The organism is Pseudomonas donghuensis (assembly GCF_000696345.2).
Classification (GTDB): domain Bacteria; phylum Pseudomonadota; class Gammaproteobacteria; order Pseudomonadales; family Pseudomonadaceae; genus Aquipseudomonas; species Aquipseudomonas donghuensis.
Window position 1 is genome coordinate 208,257 of record NZ_CP071706.1, and the last position, 18,749, is coordinate 227,005.

The window sequence follows — 18,749 nt, forward strand, 5'->3', positions numbered from 1 at the left end:
GATGCAACCATGAGTGAAGGGACCTCGCTCAAGCGCCTGGTGTGGCGGCTGATGCTGCTGACCGTGGTGATGTTCGCCTTCGGTTTTGCCCTGGTGCCGATCTACGATGTGATGTGCAAAGCCTTCGGCATCAATGGCAAGACCGGCGGGCAGTATCAAGGCACCCAGGTCAGTGACATGAACCGCACGGTGAAGGTGCAGTTCATGTCGACCAACGCCAGCGACATGGTCTGGGAGTTCTACTCCACCGCCGACCAGATCGACGTCAATCCGGGAGCGGTCAACCAGATGGTGTTCATCGCCCGCAACCCGACCGACAAACCCATGAGCGCCCAGGCCATTCCCAGCATCACCCCGGCCGAGGCGGCGGCGTACTTCCACAAGACCGAATGCTTCTGCTTTACCCAGCAGGTGCTGCAGCCGGGTGAGCGCATTGAAATGCCGGTGCGCTTCATCGTCGACCGCGACCTGCCCAAGGATGTGAAACACCTGACGCTGGCTTACACGCTGTTCGATATCACCGCTCGCCACCCGCCGGTTGCACACCTGGCGGACCCGGTTGCACAGGGCGCCCGATAAGGAGAACACCACGATGGCTTCCCATGAGCACTATTACGTTCCGGCGCAAAGCAAGTGGCCGATCATTGCCACGGTCGGCATGTTCATCACGGTGTTCGGCCTGGGCACCTGGTTCAACGACCTCAAGGCCGGGCGGCCGGAGTCCCACGGGCCGTGGATTTTCTTCTTTGGCACGCTGTGCCTGGCCTACATGCTGTTCGGCTGGTTTGGCACGGTGGTCAGGGAAAGCCGTGCCGGGCTCTACAGCCCACAACTGGACCGCACGTTTCGCTGGGGCATGTCGTGGTTCATTTTCTCCGAGGTGATGTTCTTCATCGCCTTTTTCGGCGCGCTGTTCTATGTGCGCAACCTGGCCGGGCCGTGGCTCGGTGGTGATGGCGCCAAGGGCGTGGCGCACATGCTCTGGCCGAACTTCGAGTTCGCCTGGCCGCTGCTCCAGACCCCGGACCCGAAGCTGTTTCCGCCGCCCAAGGAGATCATCGACCCCTGGCACTTGCCGTTGATCAACACCATTTTGCTGGTCAGCTCCAGTGTCACGGTAACCATCGCCCACCATGCCTTGCGCAAGAATCACCGCGGGCCGCTAAAGGCCTGGCTGGCATTGACCATTCTCCTTGGCCTGGGCTTCCTGGTACTGCAGGCCTACGAGTACCACGAGGCCTATACCGAGCTGGGGCTGACCCTGGGTTCGGGTATCTACGGCGCAACCTTCTTCATGCTCACGGGGTTCCACGGTGCCCACGTGACCATGGGCACCCTGATTCTGTTCGTGATGCTGGTGCGGATCATGCGTGGGCACTTCAACGCCGACAAACACTTCGGCTTCGAGGCCGCCAGCTGGTACTGGCACTTTGTCGACGTGGTCTGGGTGGGGCTGTTTATCTTCGTTTACGTGCTGTAGCCGGGTTCAGAACGGCGCGTGGGACACCAACTGGCCGCTGTAGAACCCCCAGGTCACCAGGGCCAGGGTCAAGGCGGCCAGGGTGACCCGAACAGTGAGGGCCTTAAGCAGGCGAGTCGACTGTCCGTCGTCCTTGACCAGAAAGAACAGGCCACTGAACAGGCTGGCGATGGTCGCCAACAGCATCAGGACAATCGCGGCTTTGAGCATGGCGAAACTCCGGGGGGATGCAGTGATGAGTACAAGTATAGCGATTGACCTTTCGAGGGCCCGGTGAAGCGCTTTCGCCCCGGCATCGTGCCGACCCTAGTGGTGTTTTTGCTGCTGCCGGGGTTGATTGCGCTCGGCTGCTGGCAGCTCGGGCGGGCCGAGCAGAAACGCCAGCTGCTACAGGTCTACGCCGAGCGCAGTGCCAGCGATGCGGTCGGCAGTGCGCAGTTGCTGCAGAGTGCAGATCCGGCCTTTCGCCGTGTGCATCTATATGGCCAATTCGATAGTCAACACAGCCTGCTGCTGGATAACCGCATGCGCGACGGTCAGGTCGGCGTCGAGCTGCTGCAACCCTTTCTCGACCAGGCCAGCGGCCTGTGGCTGTTGATCAATCGTGGCTGGCTGCCCTGGCCGGACCGGCGTATTGCGGTGCAGTTCAGCACGCCTGAGCACCCCTTGAGCCTGAACGCTTCGGTGTACGTTGCTGCGGGCGCGACCTTTCAATTGCATGCCGACCCGCAGGGGGGCAACTGGCCGCGGCTGATCACCGCCAGCGACGCCAGCACGCTGTGGCCGCAACTGGGCCGCGAAGGTTTTGCCCATGAGTTGCGCCTGGAAGCCGGCCCGGCCAGTTATCGGCGGGATTGGCCGGTGGTCGCCCTGGGCCCGGAAAAACACCTGGGTTACGCCGTGCAGTGGTTTGCCCTGGCGTTGGCGCTGGTGCTGCTCTACCTCTACTTCGGCTGGCATAACAACAAGGAGAAACAGCATGGGAGCCGTCACAAGTCCACTCAACATGTCTGAAGGCAAGGCGCCGCGCAGTCGTGCGCGCGGGCGTCTGCAACTGCTGCTGATCCTGCTGGTGGTTCTCGGCCCGATGATCCTTGCCACCAGCATGTACAAACTCAAATTCTGGGTACCCGACAGCCGTAGTTACCACGGTGAAATGATCGGCAACGGCCCGACCCGCGCTGACCTTGGGGTGAGCGCTGAGGAAGGGCGCTGGCAATTGCTGGTGAGTACGCCCAAGGACTGTGGGCTGGACTGCCAGCAACTGGTGTACCTGGCCCGGCAGATCCAGATCGGCCTGGGCCGTGATGCCAGCCGCGCCAGTCATGCCCTGGCCGCCGCCCAGCCATTGGCCAGTGACTACCAGGCCAAGCTGGATCGCGAATACCCGCAATTGCAACGCTACCCCCTGGACGTGTCGCGCTACGGAACAGTCAGCCAGGGCAAACAGGATGCCCAGCTGTGGATCATCGACCCACACGGCAACCTGGTGCTGCGCTATGACGCCAGGGTCAAGGGCAAGGACTTGCTCAACGACCTGCGCCACCTGCTCAAGCTGTCCAACATCGGGTAGGACATCGCCATGGCCAGACCTGGATTTCGCCTCGCCGTCTTCGCCACCTTGCTGGCACTGGTTGTCGTCCTGCTCGGTGCCTATACCCGCCTGACCCACGCCGGCCTGGGCTGCCCGGACTGGCCGGGCTGCTATGGCTTCATCAGCGTGCCCAAGACCGAAGCACAGCTGGCCCATGCCGAGCGGCACTTTCCCGACACTCCGGTAGAGGCGCACAAGGGCCGCAACGAGATGGTCCATCGCTACTTTGCCGGCACCCTGGCCCTGGTGATCAGCCTGCTGGCCTTGCAGGCCTGGCGCCGTCATGGCCGCGATGGCCAGCCTTATCGCCTGCCTCTGCTGTTGCTCGGCGTGGTACTCGCCCAGGCGGCCTTCGGCATGTGGACGGTGACCCTCAAGCTTTGGCCGCAGGTGGTCACGGCACATCTATTGGGCGGCTTTGCCACCTTGAGCCTGTTGTTCCTGCTCAGCCTGCGCCTGTCTCGGGTCCTTGCGCCCTTGCCCAAGCTGCCGTTGAGCGTACGCCGGGTGGCGGCGCTGGGGTTGCTGGTGGTGATCGGCCAGATCGCCCTGGGTGGCTGGGTCAGCGCCAACTACGCGGCAGTCGCCTGTATCGACCTGCCGACCTGCCATGGCCAGTGGTGGCCGCAGGCGGACTTTGCCAACGGCTTTCACCTGACCCAGCACATCGGTCCCAATTACCTCGGCGGCCAGCTCGACAGCGATGCACGCACGGCGATTCATATGAGCCACCGCCTGGGTGCCTTGCTGGTGACCGCGGTCATGCTGACCCTGAGCTGGAAGCTGCATCGCCATGGTTTGCGCAGGCTGGCCGGGTTGGTGCTGCTGGCGCTGGCAGTGCAGGTGAGCTTGGGGATCAGCAACGTGCTGTTCCACCTGCCGCTGGCCGTGGCCGTGGCCCACAACGCCGGTGGCGCCTTGTTGTTGCTGAGCATGGTGCTGGTCAATTACCGCATTCGCCTGGTTGCCCAGGCCAAAGTCCGTCGGGTCAGCCAGGGCTGGCGCCTGACCCCGCTGGCTAGCGGCGGAGTCGTTCATTATCTGGGAGATAATTCATGGCGACGCTTCTGAGCGAGCGCAGGCTGCAAGCAGGCTGGCGCGATTACCTTGAGCTGACCAAGCCCAAGGTGGTGGTGCTGATGCTGATCACTTCGCTGGTCGGCATGTTTCTCGCCACCCGCGCCGGAGTGCCGTGGACCATCCTGCTGTTCGGCAACCTTGGCATCGCGTGTTGCGCCGGTGGCGCTGCGGTGGTCAACCATGTGGTGGACCGGCGCATCGACGCGCTGATGGCGCGTACGCACAAGCGCCCGATTGCCGAAGGCCGGGTGACGCCGGCGGCAGCCCTGACCTTTGCCCTGTTGTTAGCGACACTGGGCATGGCCCTGCTGCTGGTATTCACCAACGCCCTGACCGCCTGGCTGACCCTGGCCTCGCTGCTCGGCTACGCGGTGATCTACACCGGCTTTCTCAAGCGCGCCACGCCGCAGAACATCGTTATCGGCGGCCTGGCGGGTGCTGCGCCGCCACTGCTGGGCTGGGTGGCGATCAGCGGGCATATCAGCGCCGAGCCATTGCTGCTGGTGCTGATCATCTTCGCCTGGACGCCGCCGCACTTCTGGGCCCTGGCCATTCACCGCAAGGAGGAGTACGCCAAGGCTGATATTCCCATGCTGCCGGTGACCCACGGCGAGCACTACACCAAGGTGCATATCCTGCTGTACACCCTGGTGTTGCTGGCGGTCAGCCTGCTGCCCTACGCCATCCACATGAGCGGCCCGTTATACCTGGCCTGCGCCCTGGCCCTGGGCGGGCGCTTCCTGCAGTGGGCCTGGGTGTTGTACCGTGGCAGTCGGCCGCACGCGGCGATCAAGACCTTCAAGTACTCTATCTGGTACCTGTTGCTGCTGTTCATCGCGCTGCTTGTTGACCACTACCTACTGTTGAACCTATGACTCGAACCCAGAAAACCGTCTTTATTCTCGTTGCCCTGGTCGCCGTGATCCTCGGGCTTACCGTCAACAAGGTGCTCAACGGCCGCAGCGAAGGCAACCCGACCGAGCTGATCGATGCCGGCATCATTCTGCTGCCACAGAGCCGCACCGTGCCTGCCGTGGAGATGACCGACGAGCAGGGGCAGCCAGTGGTGATGGACCAGCTCAAGGGCAAGTGGTCGCTGCTGTTTTTCGGCTACACCTTCTGCCCGGACATTTGCCCGACCACCCTCGCCCAGCTGCGCCAGGTGAAAAGCGAGCTGCCCAAAGAGGCGGTTGAGCGGTTGCAGGTGGTGTTGGTCAGTGTCGACCCGAACCGCGATACCCCGGCACAGCTGAAGCAGTACCTGGGCTATTTCGACAAGGATTTTCGCGGGGTCACCGGCTCGCTGGAGAACATCCAGAAGCTGGCCAATGCGGTGAGCATTCCGTTTATTCCGGCCGATACCAGCAAGCCGAACTACACGGTCGATCACAGCGGCAACCTGGCGCTGCTGGGGCCGGATGGCAAGCAGCGCGGGTTTATCCGGGCGCCGTTCAACAACCAGAAGCTGGTTGCTCAATTGCCGGGATTGGTTAAACGCGACTGAAAAGCATCGCTGGCAAGCCAGCTCCCACAAGGTCCGGCTTTGCACCTGAACCTGTGGGAGCTGGCTTGCCAGCGATGAGGGCGATGCGGCTTATCAGAACGCCGGCTTGACCGCGCCCTTGTACTTCTCTTCGATGAACTTCTTCACTTGCGGGGTGTGCAGCGCTGCAACCAGCTTCTTCACAGCGTCCGCGTCCTTGTTGTCTGCGCGGGTCACCAGGATGTTCACGTAAGGCGAATCGCTGCCTTCGATGACCAGAGCATCTGACTCGGGGTTGAGCTTGGCTTCCAGCGCGTAGTTGGTGTTGATCAGCGCCAGGTCGACCTGGGTCAGCACGCGCGGGATGGTCGCGGCTTCCAGTTCACGGAATTTCAGGTTCTTGCTGTTCTCGGCGATGTCTTTGACGGTCGAGAGGATGTTCTTGTTGTCCTTGAGCTTGATCACACCGGCCTTGTCCAGCAGCAGCAAGGCGCGCCCGCCGTTGGTGGCGTCGTTGGGGATGACCACGGTGGCCGTCGATGGCAGCTCGTCAAGCTTCTTGTACTTGCTCGAGTAGGCGCCCAGCGGCTCCAGGTGCACACCGGCAACGCTCACCAGTTGGGTGCCCTTGGCCTTGTTGAACTCATCCAGGTACGGCTGGTGCTGGAAGAAATTGGCATCCAAGCGCTTCTCGGCCACTTGCACGTTCGGCTGGATATAGTCGGTGAACACCTTCACCTTCAGGTCCACGCCTTCTTTGGCCAGGGCCGGTTTGACGAACTCGAGGATCTCGGCGTGCGGTACCGGGGTGGCGGCGACGGTCAGGGTCTCGGCCTGGGCGGAGAAGGCCGCAACGGCGGCGACAACAGCAAGCAGTTTTTTCATCAAATCACTCCTTGTGAGGGCCGATCCGGCCCCCGGTGCGTCGGCAGCGCCGACCCATGGGGTTACTTACGGGAAAAATGCACAACCAGTTTGTCGCCCACGCTCTGCAGGACTTGAACCAGTACCAGCAGCAGGACCACGGTGACTACCATCACGTCGGTCTGGAAGCGTTGATAACCGAAGCGGATCGCCAGGTCACCGAGGCCGCCAGCGCCCACCACACCGGCCATCGCGGTGTACGACACGAGGGTAATGGCGGTGACGGTAATGGCTGCGAAGATGCCCGGACGGGCCTCGGGCAGCAAAGCGTTGATGATGATCTGGCGGGTAGTGGCGCCCATCGATTGGGTGGCTTCGATGATGCCGCGGTCGACTTCACGCAGCGCGGTTTCCACCAGGCGAGCGAAGAATGGCGTGGCACCGACCACCAGTGGCGGGATGGCCCCGGCGACGCCCAGCGAGGTGCCGGTGATCAGCACGGTAAACGGGATCATCACGATCAGCAGGATGATGAACGGCAGCGAGCGCAGAATGTTCACCACCAGCGACAGCAGCGCGTACACGCCCTTCTGTTCGAACAGCTGGCGCGGGCCGCAAAGGAACAACAGCACGCCCAGCGGCAGGCCGAGCAGCACGGTGAAGAACAGCGAGCCGAACAGCATGATCATGGTGTCGATAGTAGCCAGCCAGATTTCGGCCCAGTCGACGTTGGCAAAGAAACTCAAGGCGTCCATCAACGCAGTACCTCCATATGAACATCAGCCGCAGTGAAGCGGGCGAACGCCGCTTCCATGTCGCCGCCAGTGACGGCCAGGGTCAGTTGCCCATACGGGGTGTCCTTGATGCGGTCGATGCGTCCAGCCAGGATACTGTAGTCCACACCGGTTTCCCGGGCGACGGTGCCCAGGAGCGGTGCGTAGGTCGAATCGCCCTGGAAGGTCAGACGCACAATGCGGCCTGGCACGTGGGCGAAGTCGTCGCGCTGTTCGTTTTCGTCGATCTGCTCGTCTTCCTGGACGAAGCGCTTGGTGGTCGGGTGCTGCGGGTGCAGGAACACATCGGCCACCGGGCCTTGCTCGACGATCTGACCGGCGTCCATCACCGCTACGCGGTCACAGACCCGGCGGATTACGTCCATTTCATGGGTGATCAGCACGATGGTCAGCTTCAGCTCGCGGTTGATCTCGGCCAGCAGCTGCAACACCGAGGCGGTGGTCTGCGGATCGAGGGCGCTAGTGGCTTCGTCGCACAGCAGGATCTTCGGTTTGGTGGCCAGGGCGCGGGCGATGCCGACGCGCTGCTTCTGGCCGCCGGAGAGCTGTGCCGGGTATTTTTTCGCGTGATCGGACAGGCCGACGCGGGCCAGCAGTTCGTTGACGCGGGCGTCGATTTCCTTGCGCGACAGCTCGCCCGCGAGGGTCAGTGGCAGGGCCACGTTGTCGGCGACGGTCTTGGAGGCCAGCAGGTTGAAGTGCTGGAAGATCATCCCGACTTGCTGGCGGAAACCCCGAAGATCATTGGCGTTGAACGCGGTGACGTCTTCGCCGTCGACAATGATCTTGCCGCCGCTCGGCGCTTCCAGGCGGTTGATCAGGCGCAGCAGGGTACTTTTACCGGCGCCGGAATGGCCGATCAGCCCGAACACCTGGCCGTCTTCGACGCTCAGGTTGGTCGGGTGCAGTGCGGGGATATCCCTACCGGCTACGCGGTAGGTTTTATGAACATTTTGAAACTCGATCACGTAGCGAACCTTGTGGGGCGCATGGGAATGGGGTCAGCGGTTAGCCGGGCGCGCATTTTAGCCTGTTCGTATAGAGGTTCTTAGCATTTATTTCGCAATTGACCAATGCTACTGGAATAACGCGATCAGTGGTCAATCCGAAGGAACGCCTGCAGGGGCCATCAGTCACTACTGAATAGGGCCCGCCGTGGGGTCGAACCGTAGGACTGATTGAGTGAGGAGAGCACACTGATGTCCAGCAAGAAGAACCCGCCCAAGGAAAGCCAACTCGCCGGTACCCAGACCCCGGACCGCGCCAATACCAACGCCAAGCTGCAAAGCCTGGAAACCTTTCGCAGTGACGCCACTGGCCAGGCGCTGCGCACCAACCAGGGGGTCAAGGTTGCCGACAACCAGAACACCCTGAAAGCCGGTGACCGAGGCCCGTCGCTGCTGGAAGACTTCATCATGCGTGAAAAGATCACGCATTTTGACCATGAGCGTATCCCCGAGCGCATCGTCCATGCCCGCGGTACCGGGGCCCATGGCTATTTCCAGGCCTATGAATCACATGCCGCGTTGACCAAGGCCGGTTTTCTCCAGGACCCGGAGAAAATCACCCCGGTGTTCGTGCGCTTTTCCACCGTTCAGGGCCCGCGTGGCTCGGGTGATACCGTGCGCGATGTGCGCGGTTTTGCCGTGAAGTTCTTTACCGAAGAAGGCAACTTCGACCTGGTCGGCAATAACATGCCAGTGTTTTTCATCCAGGATGCGATCAAGTTTCCCGACTTCGTCCATGCAGTAAAACCTGAGCCACACAACGAAATGCCCACCGGCGGCTCGGCCCACGACACCTTCTGGGACTTCGTCTCACTGGTGCCGGAGTCGGCGCACATGGTGATCTGGGCAATGTCCGATCGTGCCATTCCAAAAAGCCTGCGGACCATGCAGGGCTTCGGCGTGCATACGTTTCGCCTGATCAATGCCCAAGGCAAATCGAGCTTCGTCAAATTCCACTGGAAACCCAAAGCCGGCGTGTGTTCGCTGCTTTGGGACGAAGCGCAGAAGCTGGCGGGCAAAGACACCGATTACCACCGCCGTGATCTATGGGAAGCGATTGAAACTGGCAATTACCCGGAATGGGAGTTCGGCGTGCAGATCGTCGCTGAAGAGGACGAGCACAAGTTCGACTTCGACCTGCTCGACCCGACCAAGATCATCCCCGAAGAGCTGGTGCCGGTGACGCCGCTGGGCAAGATGGTGCTCAACCGCAACCCGGACAATTTCTTTGCCGAAACCGAACAGGTTGCCTTCTGCCCTGGGCATATCGTCCCCGGCATCGACTTCTCCAACGACCCGCTGCTGCAGGGCCGGTTGTTTTCCTATACCGATACCCAAATCAGCCGGCTAGGCGGGCCGAACTTTCACGAGATTCCGATCAACCGTCCGCTGGCCCCTAACCACAACGGCCAGCGCGATGCGCAGCACCGCACCACGCTGGACAAGGGCCGCGCCTCCTACGAGCCCAACTCGATCGACGGCGGCTGGCCCAAGGAGACTGCGCCAGCAGCCAGCGAGGGTGGTTTCGAGTCGTATCCGGAGCGCATCGAAGCGCACAAGGTGCGCCAGCGCAGCCCATCATTTGCCGACCACTTCTCCCAGGCGCGGTTGTTCTTCCAGAGCATGAGCCCGACCGAGCAGGAGCACATCATCAGTGCCTACAGCTTCGAGCTGGGCAAAGTTGAACGGGAGTTCATCCGCGCCCGTGAAGTCAACGAGATCCTCGCCAATATCGACCTCACGCTGGCGGCGCGGGTGGCCGCCAACCTTGGCCTGCCGGCACCGAAGAAAGGCACGGTGGATGTGCCTCAGCCAAGCCTTAAACAATCCCCGGCACTGAGCCAGATGAATTTGCTCGGCGAAGGCATCAAGGGCCGCAAGGTGGCGGTGCTGGTGGCTGATGGCGTGGATGGTGTCAGTGTCGATAGCCTGGTCAAGGCGCTGGAAGCCGAGAGCGCGCAGATCAAGATCCTTGGCCCGAGCTCGGCGCCGGTAAAAACCGCCCAGGGCAAGGCGCTGGCGGTGGATGCCTCAATGGAAGGCATGCCGTCGGTGATCTTCGATGCGGCCTGGGTGCCGGGCGGCAAGGCTTCGCTTCAGGCCCTGGCCGGTGACGGTGTGGCGCTGCACTTTCTGCTTGAAGCCTACAAGCACCTCAAGCCGATTGGCTTGGCCAGCGAAGCGCAAGCCGTGCTCGACAAGCTGGGGCTCAAGGCCGACAGCGGTTTGCTGCTGGGCAATGATGACAAAGCCTACAAGGCCTTCATCACGGCAATCAGCAAGCATCGGGTGTGGGAGCGTGAGGCCGCAGCGAAAGCCATTCCGGCGTGATGCACAAACAGGGTGCCCATCAGGGCACCCTGTTTGTCATGGGCGGCGTGGGATCAGCACCGCCTGGGCAGGCTGGTTGCGGTGAATCTCGTGGCTTTGCTGCAGGGCAAATTCACCGTCGAGTTTTTTCACCCGTTTGCCCAGCAAGGTTTGCAGCCAGGGTGCATCCTGCTTGCGTGGCACCTGGAACACCACATCGCACTGGTAATTGACCACATCGCTGGCGATGTCATCCAGTTGCTTGCGCATTTCGCGAATATTGGTGGTTTTCAATGCAACCACGGTGTTGGGCGCCGTCGGGTCGATAAGCTTGGCGGCCGGGCGCGCTTCGGCGGCTTTCAGGGCAGCCTCGGCTTTATCGAGCTCGGCCTTGCGAGCCTGGGCAATTGCGCCGTTGACGCCACCGGTCAGCGCCGGTGCCTTGGGCATCAGCGCACGGGCGCGGGCCAATGCGGTGGCTGCCGCATTCACATCGCCCTTTTGCAGGACGATCTGGCTGCGTTGCAGGTAGGCTTCGGCCAGCTGACGCTGGTACTGCTCGATCCGGCTGTCATTCGGCGCCTGGCTCTGCAGGGTGGCGAGCTGATCTTCGGCAGTGGCCAGCTCGCTGCTGGCGATGCTGTGCTCCAGCTGCTGCCAGGCATCAGGCTGGGCAGGCACGGCGGCGTTGTCGGCCGGGGTGCTGGAGCACGCGGCGAGGATCAGCGAAAACGCGGCAAGGAGCAGATAACGGGAGGCGAACGGCTTCATTCCTGCGACTCTCTATTTGCGCAAAAAGCGAGCAAGTCTACACCCAGTCCGCAGACTCGAAAATAACTCTTCAGGACCCTGCGCGCTTTTTAAATGTCGCAGGGTGCAACCGCCGAGGCTGCACCCCACGCCTTCAGCGCCGGGGCAGTGCCAAGCTCAGCAAGAATAGCACTGCGGCGCAGACCACGATGGACGGCCCGGCCGGGGTGTCCTTGAACCACGACAGCGCCAGGCCGCCGCATACTGCGGTAACCCCCAGCAGGCTGGCGCCCAGGGCCATCTGTTCCGGCGAGCGGGCGTGACGTTGCGCCGCAGCGGCGGGAATGATCAGCAGCGAAGTGATCAGCAGCACGCCGACGATTTTCATCGCCACGGCAATCACCACGGCAATCAGCAGCATCAGCGCCAGGCGCAGCGCAACGACAGGCAGGCCCTCGACCATGGCCAGCTCTTCATGCACGGTGACCGCCAGCAGCGGGCGCCACAGCACCACCAGCAACAGCAGCACCGCAGTGCTGCCGCCGAGAATCCAGGCCAGATCCCCCGGGCTGATCGCCAGCAGGTCGCCGAACAGATACGCCATCAGGTCGATGCGCACATCGTGCATGAAGCTCAGTACAACCAGACCGAGTGAAAGCGTGCTGGGCGCAAGAATGCCCAGCAGGGTGTCGGAGGCCAGTGGCTGACGCTGCTGGAGGGTCACCAGCAGGATCGCCAGCAATAGGCAGCCGACGGTGACCGCCAAGGCCGGGCTGACATCCAGCACGAAACCCAGAGCAACACCGAGCAGCGCGGCATGGGACAGGGTATCGCCGAAATAGGCCATGCGCCGCCAGACCACAAAGGACCCCAGAGGGCCTGCAACCAATGCCAGCGCCAGACCTGCGAGCAGGGCGTAAAGCAGAAAATCAGCCATGCTTGCAGTGATCTCCATGAACGTGGCCGCCTTTGGCCGGGGCGACCACCGAACCGTGCAGGTCGTGGGCGTGGTCGTGATGGTGGTGATAGATCGCCAGGCTCGGCGCGTTGCTGCCGAACAGTTCGACAAAGGCCGGATCACCGCTGACCTGCTCCGGGTGGCCGGAACAGCAGACGTGGCGGTTGAGGCAAACCACCTGATCGGTGGTGCTCATGACCAGGTGCAGGTCGTGGGAAACCATCAGCACGCCGCAGCCGTGGCGGTCGCGCAGGCGGGTGATCAGGCTGTACAGCTCGGACTGGCCCGCAACGTCGACGCCCTGCACCGGCTCATCGAGCACCAGCAGCTCGGGCTCGCGCAACAAGGCACGGGCCAGCAGTACGCGCTGCATTTCGCCACCGGAAATACCCTGGATAGGGCTGTCGATGACGTGTTCGGCGCCGACTTCCTTGAGCGCCGACAAGGCCGCCGCGCGATCAACACCGGGCACCAGGCGCAAAAAGCGCAGCACCGAGAGCGGCAAGGTGGCATCGACCTGGAGCTTTTGCGGCATGTAGCCGACGCGCAACCGCGGTTTGCGCCAGACCGTGCCGGTATGCGGCTTGAGCAGGCCCAGGACGGCGCGCACCAGGGTGGTTTTGCCAGCCCCATTGGGGCCGATCAGGGTGACGATCTGCCCGGGCTCCACGGCCAGGTCGATGCTGTCGAGCACCGCTTGCCCGGCGAAGCTCACGCCCACCTGTTCGAGGCGAATCAGCGCATTGCTCATCAGGCGCTCCGGCAGTTACTGCACAGGCCGACCACTTCGACCGTCTGTGCTTCGACGCTGAAACCGACGTCTTTGGCGCTGGCGACAATGGCGTCGCTGATGCTGCTCTGCTCAAGCTCGATGGCCACGTGGCATTCGCGGCAGATCAGAAACTGGCCCTGATGCGCGTGCTCGGGGTGGCTGCAGCCGATAAAGGCGTTGAGTGAGGCAATGCGGTGCACCAGGCTGTTTTCCAGAAGGAAGTCCAGCGCCCGGTAGACGGTGGGCGGCGCCGCCCGGCGGCCATCCTGCTCGCTCAGCACGGCGAGGATGTCGTAGGCACCCAGTGGCTTGTGGCTCTGCCATACCAGTTCCAGCACACGCCGGCGCAAGGCGGTCAGGCGCACACCCTGGCGTGCGCACAGCGCATCGGCCTCGGCCAGGGCGCTGTGCACGCAATGGGAGTGGTCGTGGGGGCGGTTGGCCAACGGGGTTTTAGGCATGAGCGGCGACGGTTCTGGTTGGAGACGTTATTATGTTACCTGTTTCAGCCCCTGTGAGTGGTCATCGTGTCCCGAATTTTTGCCCTTTTTGTCGCTTTTACCGCCACCCTGGTGATGGCTCAGGCACAGGCCGAAGTGCGTGTGCTGACCAGTATCAAGCCCCTGCAGCAGATTGCTGCGGCGGTCCAGGACGGTGTCGGCACGCCTGAAGTGCTGCTGCCGCCAGGCGCTTCGCCGCACCATTACGCCCTGCGCCCTTCCGACGTACGGCGCGTGGGCGACGTCGAGCTGTTGTACTGGATCGGCCCGGACATGGAAGGCTTCCTGCCGCGGGTGCTCAAGACCCGCAGCAAGCCAAGCGTCGCCGTGCAGGGCCTGGCGGGTCTGCATCTGCGCCACTTTGGCGAAGATAGCCACTCCCACGACGAAGATGGCGACGATCATGACCACGATCACCGCCCGGGCAGCCTCGATGCCCATCTGTGGCTGTCGTCGGTCAACGCCCGGGTGATTGCGGCGAAGATGGCGGCTGACCTGAGCGCTGCCGACCCGGCCAATGCCGCACGTTACCAGAGCAACCTCAAGACCTTTGGCGAGCGTATGGATGCGTTGGATGCGCGTCTGAAAAAGCGTATGGCAGGCATCAGCGGCAAGCCGTTCTTCGTCTTCCATGAAGCGTTTGACTACTTCGAGTCGGCCTATGGCCTGAAGCACACCGGCGTGTTCAGCGTGGCAGCGGAAGTACAGCCGGGTGCCCAGCACGTGGCGGCGATGCGCAAGCGTCTGCAGGAGGTGGGCAAGACCTGTGTGTTCAGCGAGCCGCCATTGCGCCCGCGCTTGGCCGAGACGCTGACGGCGGGGCTGCCGGTGACGCTGGCGGAGCTGGATGCATTGGGCGGGACGGCGCCGGCCAGTGCCCGGGGGTATGAGCAGTTGCTGGAGACGCTGGGCAATGATCTGGCGGGGTGTCTGGAGAAGTTGTGACGCCCTGATCGCGGGGTAAACCCGCTCCAACCTATTGTAGGAGCGGGCTTGCCCCGCGATGCTTCAAATCGCAAACGGCAATGCAATCTCCACCTGCTGGCGTGCCGCCAGGCGCACTTCGAAGTCAGCCGGGTCGTGAATCAGTACGTCCATCCCGGCAAATGATTCAGCGGCAATCAAGCGCGACAACCAGAAGCGCACGCAAGCAATGCGCAGCATCACCGGCCACAGGTGTGCCTCCGCCGCGGTGAACGGCCGCAGCGCCGCATAAGCCCCCAGCAGCGCCCGTGCCCGCGGGCCGTCGATGATCCCGGCGTCATCGCAGCACCAGTCGTTCAGGGTGATCGCCAGGTCGTAGAGCATCGGCCCCGAGCAGGCGTTGTAGAAGTCGATCAGGCCGGTCAGGTGGGTGCCTTCGAACAGCACATTGTCGCGGAACAGGTCCGCGTGCAGGTTGGCCCGTGGCAGGGCCATGATCTGCGCCTTGTGCTCGACGATTTCGTCCAGGCACGCCTGCAGCAACTGGCGTTGTTCGGCATTCAGGCGCGGCATCAGCTCGGCACCGGTTTCCAGCATCCAGTCCAGGCCGCGGTCGGTCTTGCGCTCCAGCACTCTGTCGCGGGTGGCCAGGTGCAGGTGCCCGAGCAGCTCACCCACTTGCACGCAGTGCTGGTTGTTGGCGGTCTTGATGTGCTTGCCCGGCAGCCGTGGCTGCAGCAGCGCAGGCTTGCCGGCCAGCTCGCGCAGGGCCACGCCGTCGTTGCCACGCAAGGCGTACGGTACCGGCAGGTCGGCCTCATGCAGCACATCGAGCAGTTCGATGAAGAACGGCAGGTCCTGGATCGGCCCGCGTTCGACCAGCGTCAGCACGTACTCCCCCTGTTCCAGGCTGACAAAGAAGTTGCTGTTCTCGGTACCGGCGGCAATGCCCTGGAAGTCCCGCAGGCGGCCCAGGCCGTACGGTGCCAGAAAGGTTTCCAGCTCAGGCCGGGTCAGGGGGGTGAAGACTGACATGATCAAAAATTGCCCATACGGGCACTTCAGCAGGGAAGTGCCAGGTTGATGTAAAGGGTACGGCCTACCACTCGAAGATTTTCCACGACGGGATCAGCATGTCCGGTTGGTCGGAGCGGATGAAATTGCCCTCCGAGCCATCAGCGCGTACCAGGAAGTAAGGTTTGCCGTTTTTCGGGGTCACCTTGATTGCATACAGGAAGCCATTTTGCCGGTATTCCTGGATGGTTTTGTCGCCTTCCGTGCGAATGGTTACATCCGGATCAGCCGACGGCGCGTCATCCGCTGCCATTGTGACGACCGGAGTGACTGCCAACAGGCTGAGCAGCAACAGGCGATTTAGTGTACGCATGATAACCTTGTCCCTTTGTCGTCAATGTTCCGGACATTCTAGCGCCGGGCCCGTCGAAAAGGTTGATTCTGCTCATGAGCCAAGCTCCCCTCGTCCTGGTGGACGGTTCCTCGTACCTGTACCGCGCCTTTCACGCGCTGCCACCACTGACTACCTCCAAGGGCCTGCCGACCGGCGCGGTCAAGGGCGTGCTGAACATGCTCAAGAGCCTGCGCAAGCAGTATCCGGACAGCCTGTTCGCGGTGGTCTTCGACGCCAAGGGCGGCACCTTTCGCGACGAAATGTTCGCCGAGTACAAGGCCAACCGGCCGAGCATGCCCGACGACCTGCGGGTGCAGATCGAGCCGCTGCACGCCAGCGTGCGTGCCCTGGGCTACCCGCTGCTGTGTGTCGAAGGCGTGGAAGCCGACGACGTTATCGGCACTCTGGCCCGCAGCAGCGCCGCCGCCGGGCGTCCGGTGATCATCTCCACGGGCGACAAGGACATGGCGCAGTTGGTCGACGGCCACATTACGCTGGTCAACACCATGACCGGTAGCGTGCTCGACGTGGCTGGCGTACACGAGAAATTCGGCGTCGGTCCTGAACACATCATCGATTTCCTTGCCCTGATGGGCGACAAGGTCGACAACATCCCGGGCGTGCCGGGGGTGGGCGAAAAGACTGCGGTGGGCCTGCTGACCGGAATCGGCGGGGGCCTGAGCGACCTGTACCAGAATCTCGACAAGGTTCCGGCGCTGGCCATTCGCGGCGCCAAGACCCTGCCGGCGAAGCTTGAAGAGCACCGTGACGCGGCGTTTCTGTCCTATGAGCTGGCCACCATCAAGATCGACGTGCCGCTGGACGTTGAAGTCGAAGCGCTGGTCTGCGGCGAGCCGGACCGTGACGCGCTGCTGGCGCTGTACACCGAAATGGAATTCAAGAGCTGGATCGACGAAGTTCAGCGCGATGCCAAGCGCGCTGGCCAGGACGTCGCGGTCCAAGCGCCGCAGGAAGTGGTCGAGGCCCAGTACGAAACCATCCTCGACCAGGCCCGATTCGATGCCTGGCTGGAGAAGCTGCGCCAGGCACGGCTGTTCGCGTTCGACACCGAAACCACTGGCCTCGATGCCCAGCAGGCGCAACTGGTGGGTGTGTCGTTCGCCGTTCAGGCCCATGAAGGCGCTTACGTGCCGCTGACCCATTCCTACATGGGGGTGCCCGAGCAGCTCGATCGCGACAGCGTGTTGCTGGCGCTCAAGCCGTTGCTGGAAGACCCGGCCAAGGTCAAGGTGGCGCAGAACGCCAAGTACGACATGAACATCCTGGCCAACTGCGCCATCGGTGGGGACTTTGCCAACGGCATCCAGATGCAGGGCGTGGCCTACGACACCATGCTCGAGTCCTACGTGCTCGACTCCACTGCCACCCGTCATGACATGGACAGCCTGGCGCTCAAGTACCTGAACCACACCACCATCGGCTTTACCGACATCGCCGGCAAAGGTGCCAAGCAGCTGACCTTCGACCAGATCACCCTGGAGCAGGCCGGCCCTTATGCCGCCGAAGACGCCGACGTCACCCTGCGCCTGCACCAGACCCTGCAGCAGAAGCTTGCGCTGATTCCGAGCCTGCAAGCGGTGCTCAGCGACATCGAAATGCCGCTGGTGCCGGTGCTGGCCAAGATCGAGCGCCAGGGCGCGCTGGTCGATGCCAAACTGCTGGGCGTGCAGAGCGTGGAGCTGGGCGAGAAGATGCTCGAGCTGGAGCGCCAGGCGTTCGAGATCGCCGGTGAGGAGTTCAACCTCGGTTCGCCCAAGCAGTTGGGCGTGATCCTCTACGACAAGCTGGGCATGCCAGTGCTCAACAAGACCGCCAAGGGCCAGGCTTCCACCGCCGAAGCGGTGCTGGCGGAACTGGCCGACATGGACTTCCCGCTGCCCAAGGTGCTGATGCAGTACCGCTCCCTGAGCAAGCTCAAGAGCACCTACACCGATCGCCTGCCGGAACAGATCAACCCGCGCACCGGGCGGATCCACACCTCCTACCATCAGGCGGTGGCGGCGACCGGACGCCTGTCGTCCAGCGACCCGAACCTGCAGAACATTCCGATCCGCACCGCCGAAGGCCGGCGCATCCGTCAGGCCTTTGTCGCCGCACCGGGCTACCAACTGCTGGCGGCGGACTATTCGCAGATCGAGCTGCGGATCATGGCCCACCTGGCCCAGGACGAAGGCCTGCTGCACGCCTTTCGCAACGACCTGGACGTGCACCGCGCCACCGCTGCCGAAGTGTTCGGCGTTGAGCTGGAACAGGTCACTACCGACCAGCGGCGTAGCGCCAAGGCCATCAACTTCGGCCTGATCTACGGCATGAGCGCCTTTGGCCTGGCCAAGCAGATCGGCGTCGACCGCAAACAGTCCCAGGCCTACATCGATCGTTACTTCGCCCGCTACCCAGGCGTACTGGCCTACATGGAACGCACCCGCGCCCAGGCTGCCGAGCAAGGCTATGTCGAGACCCTGTTTGGCCGGCGCTTGTACCTGCCGGAGATCAACGCCAAGAACCCGGCCCTGCGCAAAGGCGCCGAGCGCACTGCAATCAACGCGCCGATGCAGGGCACTGCCGCCGATATCATCAAGCGCGCCATGGTCGCTGTGGACAACTGGCTGACTGCTTCGGGCCTGGATGCCCGGGTGATCCTCCAGGTACACGACGAACTGGTGCTGGAGGTGCGCGAAGACCTGGTCGAGCAGGTGCGTGAGCAAATTCGTCCACACATGAGCGGCGCTGCCCAGTTGGATGTTCCGCTGCTGGTTGAGGTCGGAGTGGGGGCAAATTGGGACGAAGCGCACTAAAAATGCGCT

General features: G+C 62.8%; 20 protein-coding genes. 10 read left to right on the plus strand and 10 right to left on the minus strand.

The window, feature by feature from the left end; genetic code table 11:
- Positions 1 to 9 precede the first annotated feature (9 nt).
- Positions 10 to 579: a cytochrome c oxidase assembly protein gene (locus BV82_RS01025; protein WP_010222645.1), complete on the plus strand. Its 570-nt coding sequence runs from the start codon at positions 10 to 12 to the stop codon at positions 577 to 579.
- Between the two features lie 13 nt (positions 580 to 592).
- Positions 593 to 1,480: a cytochrome c oxidase subunit 3 gene (locus BV82_RS01030; RefSeq protein WP_010222644.1), complete on the plus strand. Its 888-nt coding sequence runs from the start codon at positions 593 to 595 to the stop codon at positions 1,478 to 1,480.
- Between the two features lie 6 nt (positions 1,481 to 1,486).
- Here BV82_RS01030 and BV82_RS01035 read toward each other — a convergent pair whose 3' ends face one another.
- Complete coding sequence (locus BV82_RS01035) at positions 1,487 to 1,690, minus strand: twin transmembrane helix small protein (RefSeq protein WP_010222642.1); 204 nt, start codon at positions 1,688 to 1,690, stop codon at positions 1,487 to 1,489.
- Between the two features lie 63 nt (positions 1,691 to 1,753).
- On the opposite strand from BV82_RS01035, the gene BV82_RS01040 reads away from it, so the two are divergent.
- From BV82_RS01040 to BV82_RS01060, 5 genes are read left to right on the plus strand one after another with little or no spacing between them, the layout of a single operon-like run.
- Complete coding sequence (locus tag BV82_RS01040; protein ID WP_010222641.1) at positions 1,754 to 2,494, plus strand: SURF1 family protein; 741 nt, start codon at positions 1,754 to 1,756, stop codon at positions 2,492 to 2,494.
- Positions 2,460 to 3,053, plus strand: coding sequence for a hypothetical protein (locus BV82_RS01045; RefSeq protein ID WP_036995304.1), 594 nt, complete (start codon positions 2,460 to 2,462; stop codon positions 3,051 to 3,053). The genes BV82_RS01040 and BV82_RS01045 overlap by 35 nt, the downstream gene beginning before the upstream one ends.
- 9 nt (positions 3,054 to 3,062) lie before the next feature.
- Complete coding sequence (locus BV82_RS01050; protein ID WP_010222638.1) at positions 3,063 to 4,145, plus strand: COX15/CtaA family protein; 1,083 nt, start codon at positions 3,063 to 3,065, stop codon at positions 4,143 to 4,145.
- Complete coding sequence (gene cyoE, locus BV82_RS01055; protein ID WP_010222637.1) at positions 4,130 to 5,029, plus strand: heme o synthase; 900 nt, start codon at positions 4,130 to 4,132, stop codon at positions 5,027 to 5,029. Before BV82_RS01050 ends, cyoE begins: the two co-directional genes overlap by 16 nt.
- A complete protein-coding gene (locus BV82_RS01060) occupies positions 5,026 to 5,658 on the plus strand; it encodes an SCO family protein (RefSeq protein ID WP_010222636.1) in 633 nt (210 codons plus the stop codon). The genes cyoE and BV82_RS01060 overlap by 4 nt, the downstream gene beginning before the upstream one ends.
- Before the next feature lie 93 nt (positions 5,659 to 5,751).
- Here the strand turns inward: BV82_RS01060 and BV82_RS01065 are convergent, their stop codons facing one another.
- The 3 genes from BV82_RS01065 to BV82_RS01075 all read right to left on the minus strand — a co-directional run bounded on the left by BV82_RS01065 (position 5,752) and on the right by BV82_RS01075 (position 8,263).
- Positions 5,752 to 6,522, minus strand: a complete 771-nt coding sequence (locus BV82_RS01065; protein WP_010222634.1) for a MetQ/NlpA family ABC transporter substrate-binding protein — start codon at positions 6,520 to 6,522, stop codon at positions 5,752 to 5,754.
- Between the two features lie 62 nt (positions 6,523 to 6,584).
- Entirely contained in the window at positions 6,585 to 7,256 is a 672-nt protein-coding gene (locus BV82_RS01070) for a methionine ABC transporter permease (protein WP_010222633.1), read from the minus strand.
- On the minus strand, positions 7,256 to 8,263 hold the full coding sequence (locus tag BV82_RS01075) for a methionine ABC transporter ATP-binding protein (RefSeq protein ID WP_036995305.1): 1,008 nt from the start codon (positions 8,261 to 8,263) through the stop codon (positions 7,256 to 7,258). Before BV82_RS01075 ends, BV82_RS01070 begins: the two co-directional genes overlap by 1 nt.
- Positions 8,264 to 8,494: 231 nt before the next feature.
- Here BV82_RS01075 and katE point away from each other — a divergent pair, with 231 nt between their 5' ends.
- Entirely contained in the window at positions 8,495 to 10,633 is a 2,139-nt protein-coding gene (katE, locus tag BV82_RS01080; RefSeq protein WP_036995306.1) for a catalase HPII, read from the plus strand.
- A gap of 36 nt (positions 10,634 to 10,669) precedes the next feature.
- On the opposite strand, the gene BV82_RS01085 is transcribed toward katE, so the two are convergent.
- From BV82_RS01085 to zur, 4 genes are all read right to left on the minus strand, one after another.
- Positions 10,670 to 11,383: a PA5502 family lipoprotein gene (locus BV82_RS01085; protein ID WP_036995307.1), complete on the minus strand. Its 714-nt coding sequence runs from the start codon at positions 11,381 to 11,383 to the stop codon at positions 10,670 to 10,672.
- Between the two features lie 133 nt (positions 11,384 to 11,516).
- The gene (gene znuB / locus BV82_RS01090; RefSeq protein WP_010222629.1) at positions 11,517 to 12,299 is read right to left on the minus strand and encodes a zinc ABC transporter permease subunit ZnuB; all 783 of its coding nucleotides are present in this window, start codon (positions 12,297 to 12,299) and stop codon (positions 11,517 to 11,519) included.
- Complete coding sequence (gene znuC / locus BV82_RS01095) at positions 12,292 to 13,071, minus strand: zinc ABC transporter ATP-binding protein ZnuC (protein WP_010222628.1); 780 nt, start codon at positions 13,069 to 13,071, stop codon at positions 12,292 to 12,294. Before znuC ends, znuB begins: the two co-directional genes overlap by 8 nt.
- Entirely contained in the window at positions 13,071 to 13,553 is a 483-nt protein-coding gene (zur, locus tag BV82_RS01100; RefSeq protein ID WP_010222627.1) for a zinc uptake transcriptional repressor Zur, read from the minus strand. Before zur ends, znuC begins: the two co-directional genes overlap by 1 nt.
- Before the next feature lie 66 nt (positions 13,554 to 13,619).
- Here zur and BV82_RS01105 point away from each other — a divergent pair, with 66 nt between their 5' ends.
- Complete coding sequence (locus BV82_RS01105) at positions 13,620 to 14,537, plus strand: zinc ABC transporter substrate-binding protein (RefSeq protein ID WP_036995332.1); 918 nt, start codon at positions 13,620 to 13,622, stop codon at positions 14,535 to 14,537.
- Between the two features lie 63 nt (positions 14,538 to 14,600).
- On the opposite strand, the gene BV82_RS01110 is transcribed toward BV82_RS01105, so the two are convergent.
- Together BV82_RS01110 and BV82_RS01115 are read right to left on the minus strand one after the other, a co-directional pair.
- Positions 14,601 to 15,551, minus strand: a complete 951-nt coding sequence (locus BV82_RS01110; RefSeq protein WP_010222623.1) for a homoserine kinase — start codon at positions 15,549 to 15,551, stop codon at positions 14,601 to 14,603.
- Between the two features lie 64 nt (positions 15,552 to 15,615).
- The gene (locus tag BV82_RS01115; protein WP_010222622.1) at positions 15,616 to 15,903 is read right to left on the minus strand and encodes a DUF2782 domain-containing protein; all 288 of its coding nucleotides are present in this window, start codon (positions 15,901 to 15,903) and stop codon (positions 15,616 to 15,618) included.
- Between the two features lie 74 nt (positions 15,904 to 15,977).
- Between BV82_RS01115 and polA the strand changes: the two genes are divergently transcribed.
- The gene (gene polA / locus BV82_RS01120; RefSeq protein ID WP_036995308.1) at positions 15,978 to 18,740 is read left to right on the plus strand and encodes a DNA polymerase I; all 2,763 of its coding nucleotides are present in this window, start codon (positions 15,978 to 15,980) and stop codon (positions 18,738 to 18,740) included.
- The last annotated feature ends 9 nt before the right edge of the window (positions 18,741 to 18,749 follow it).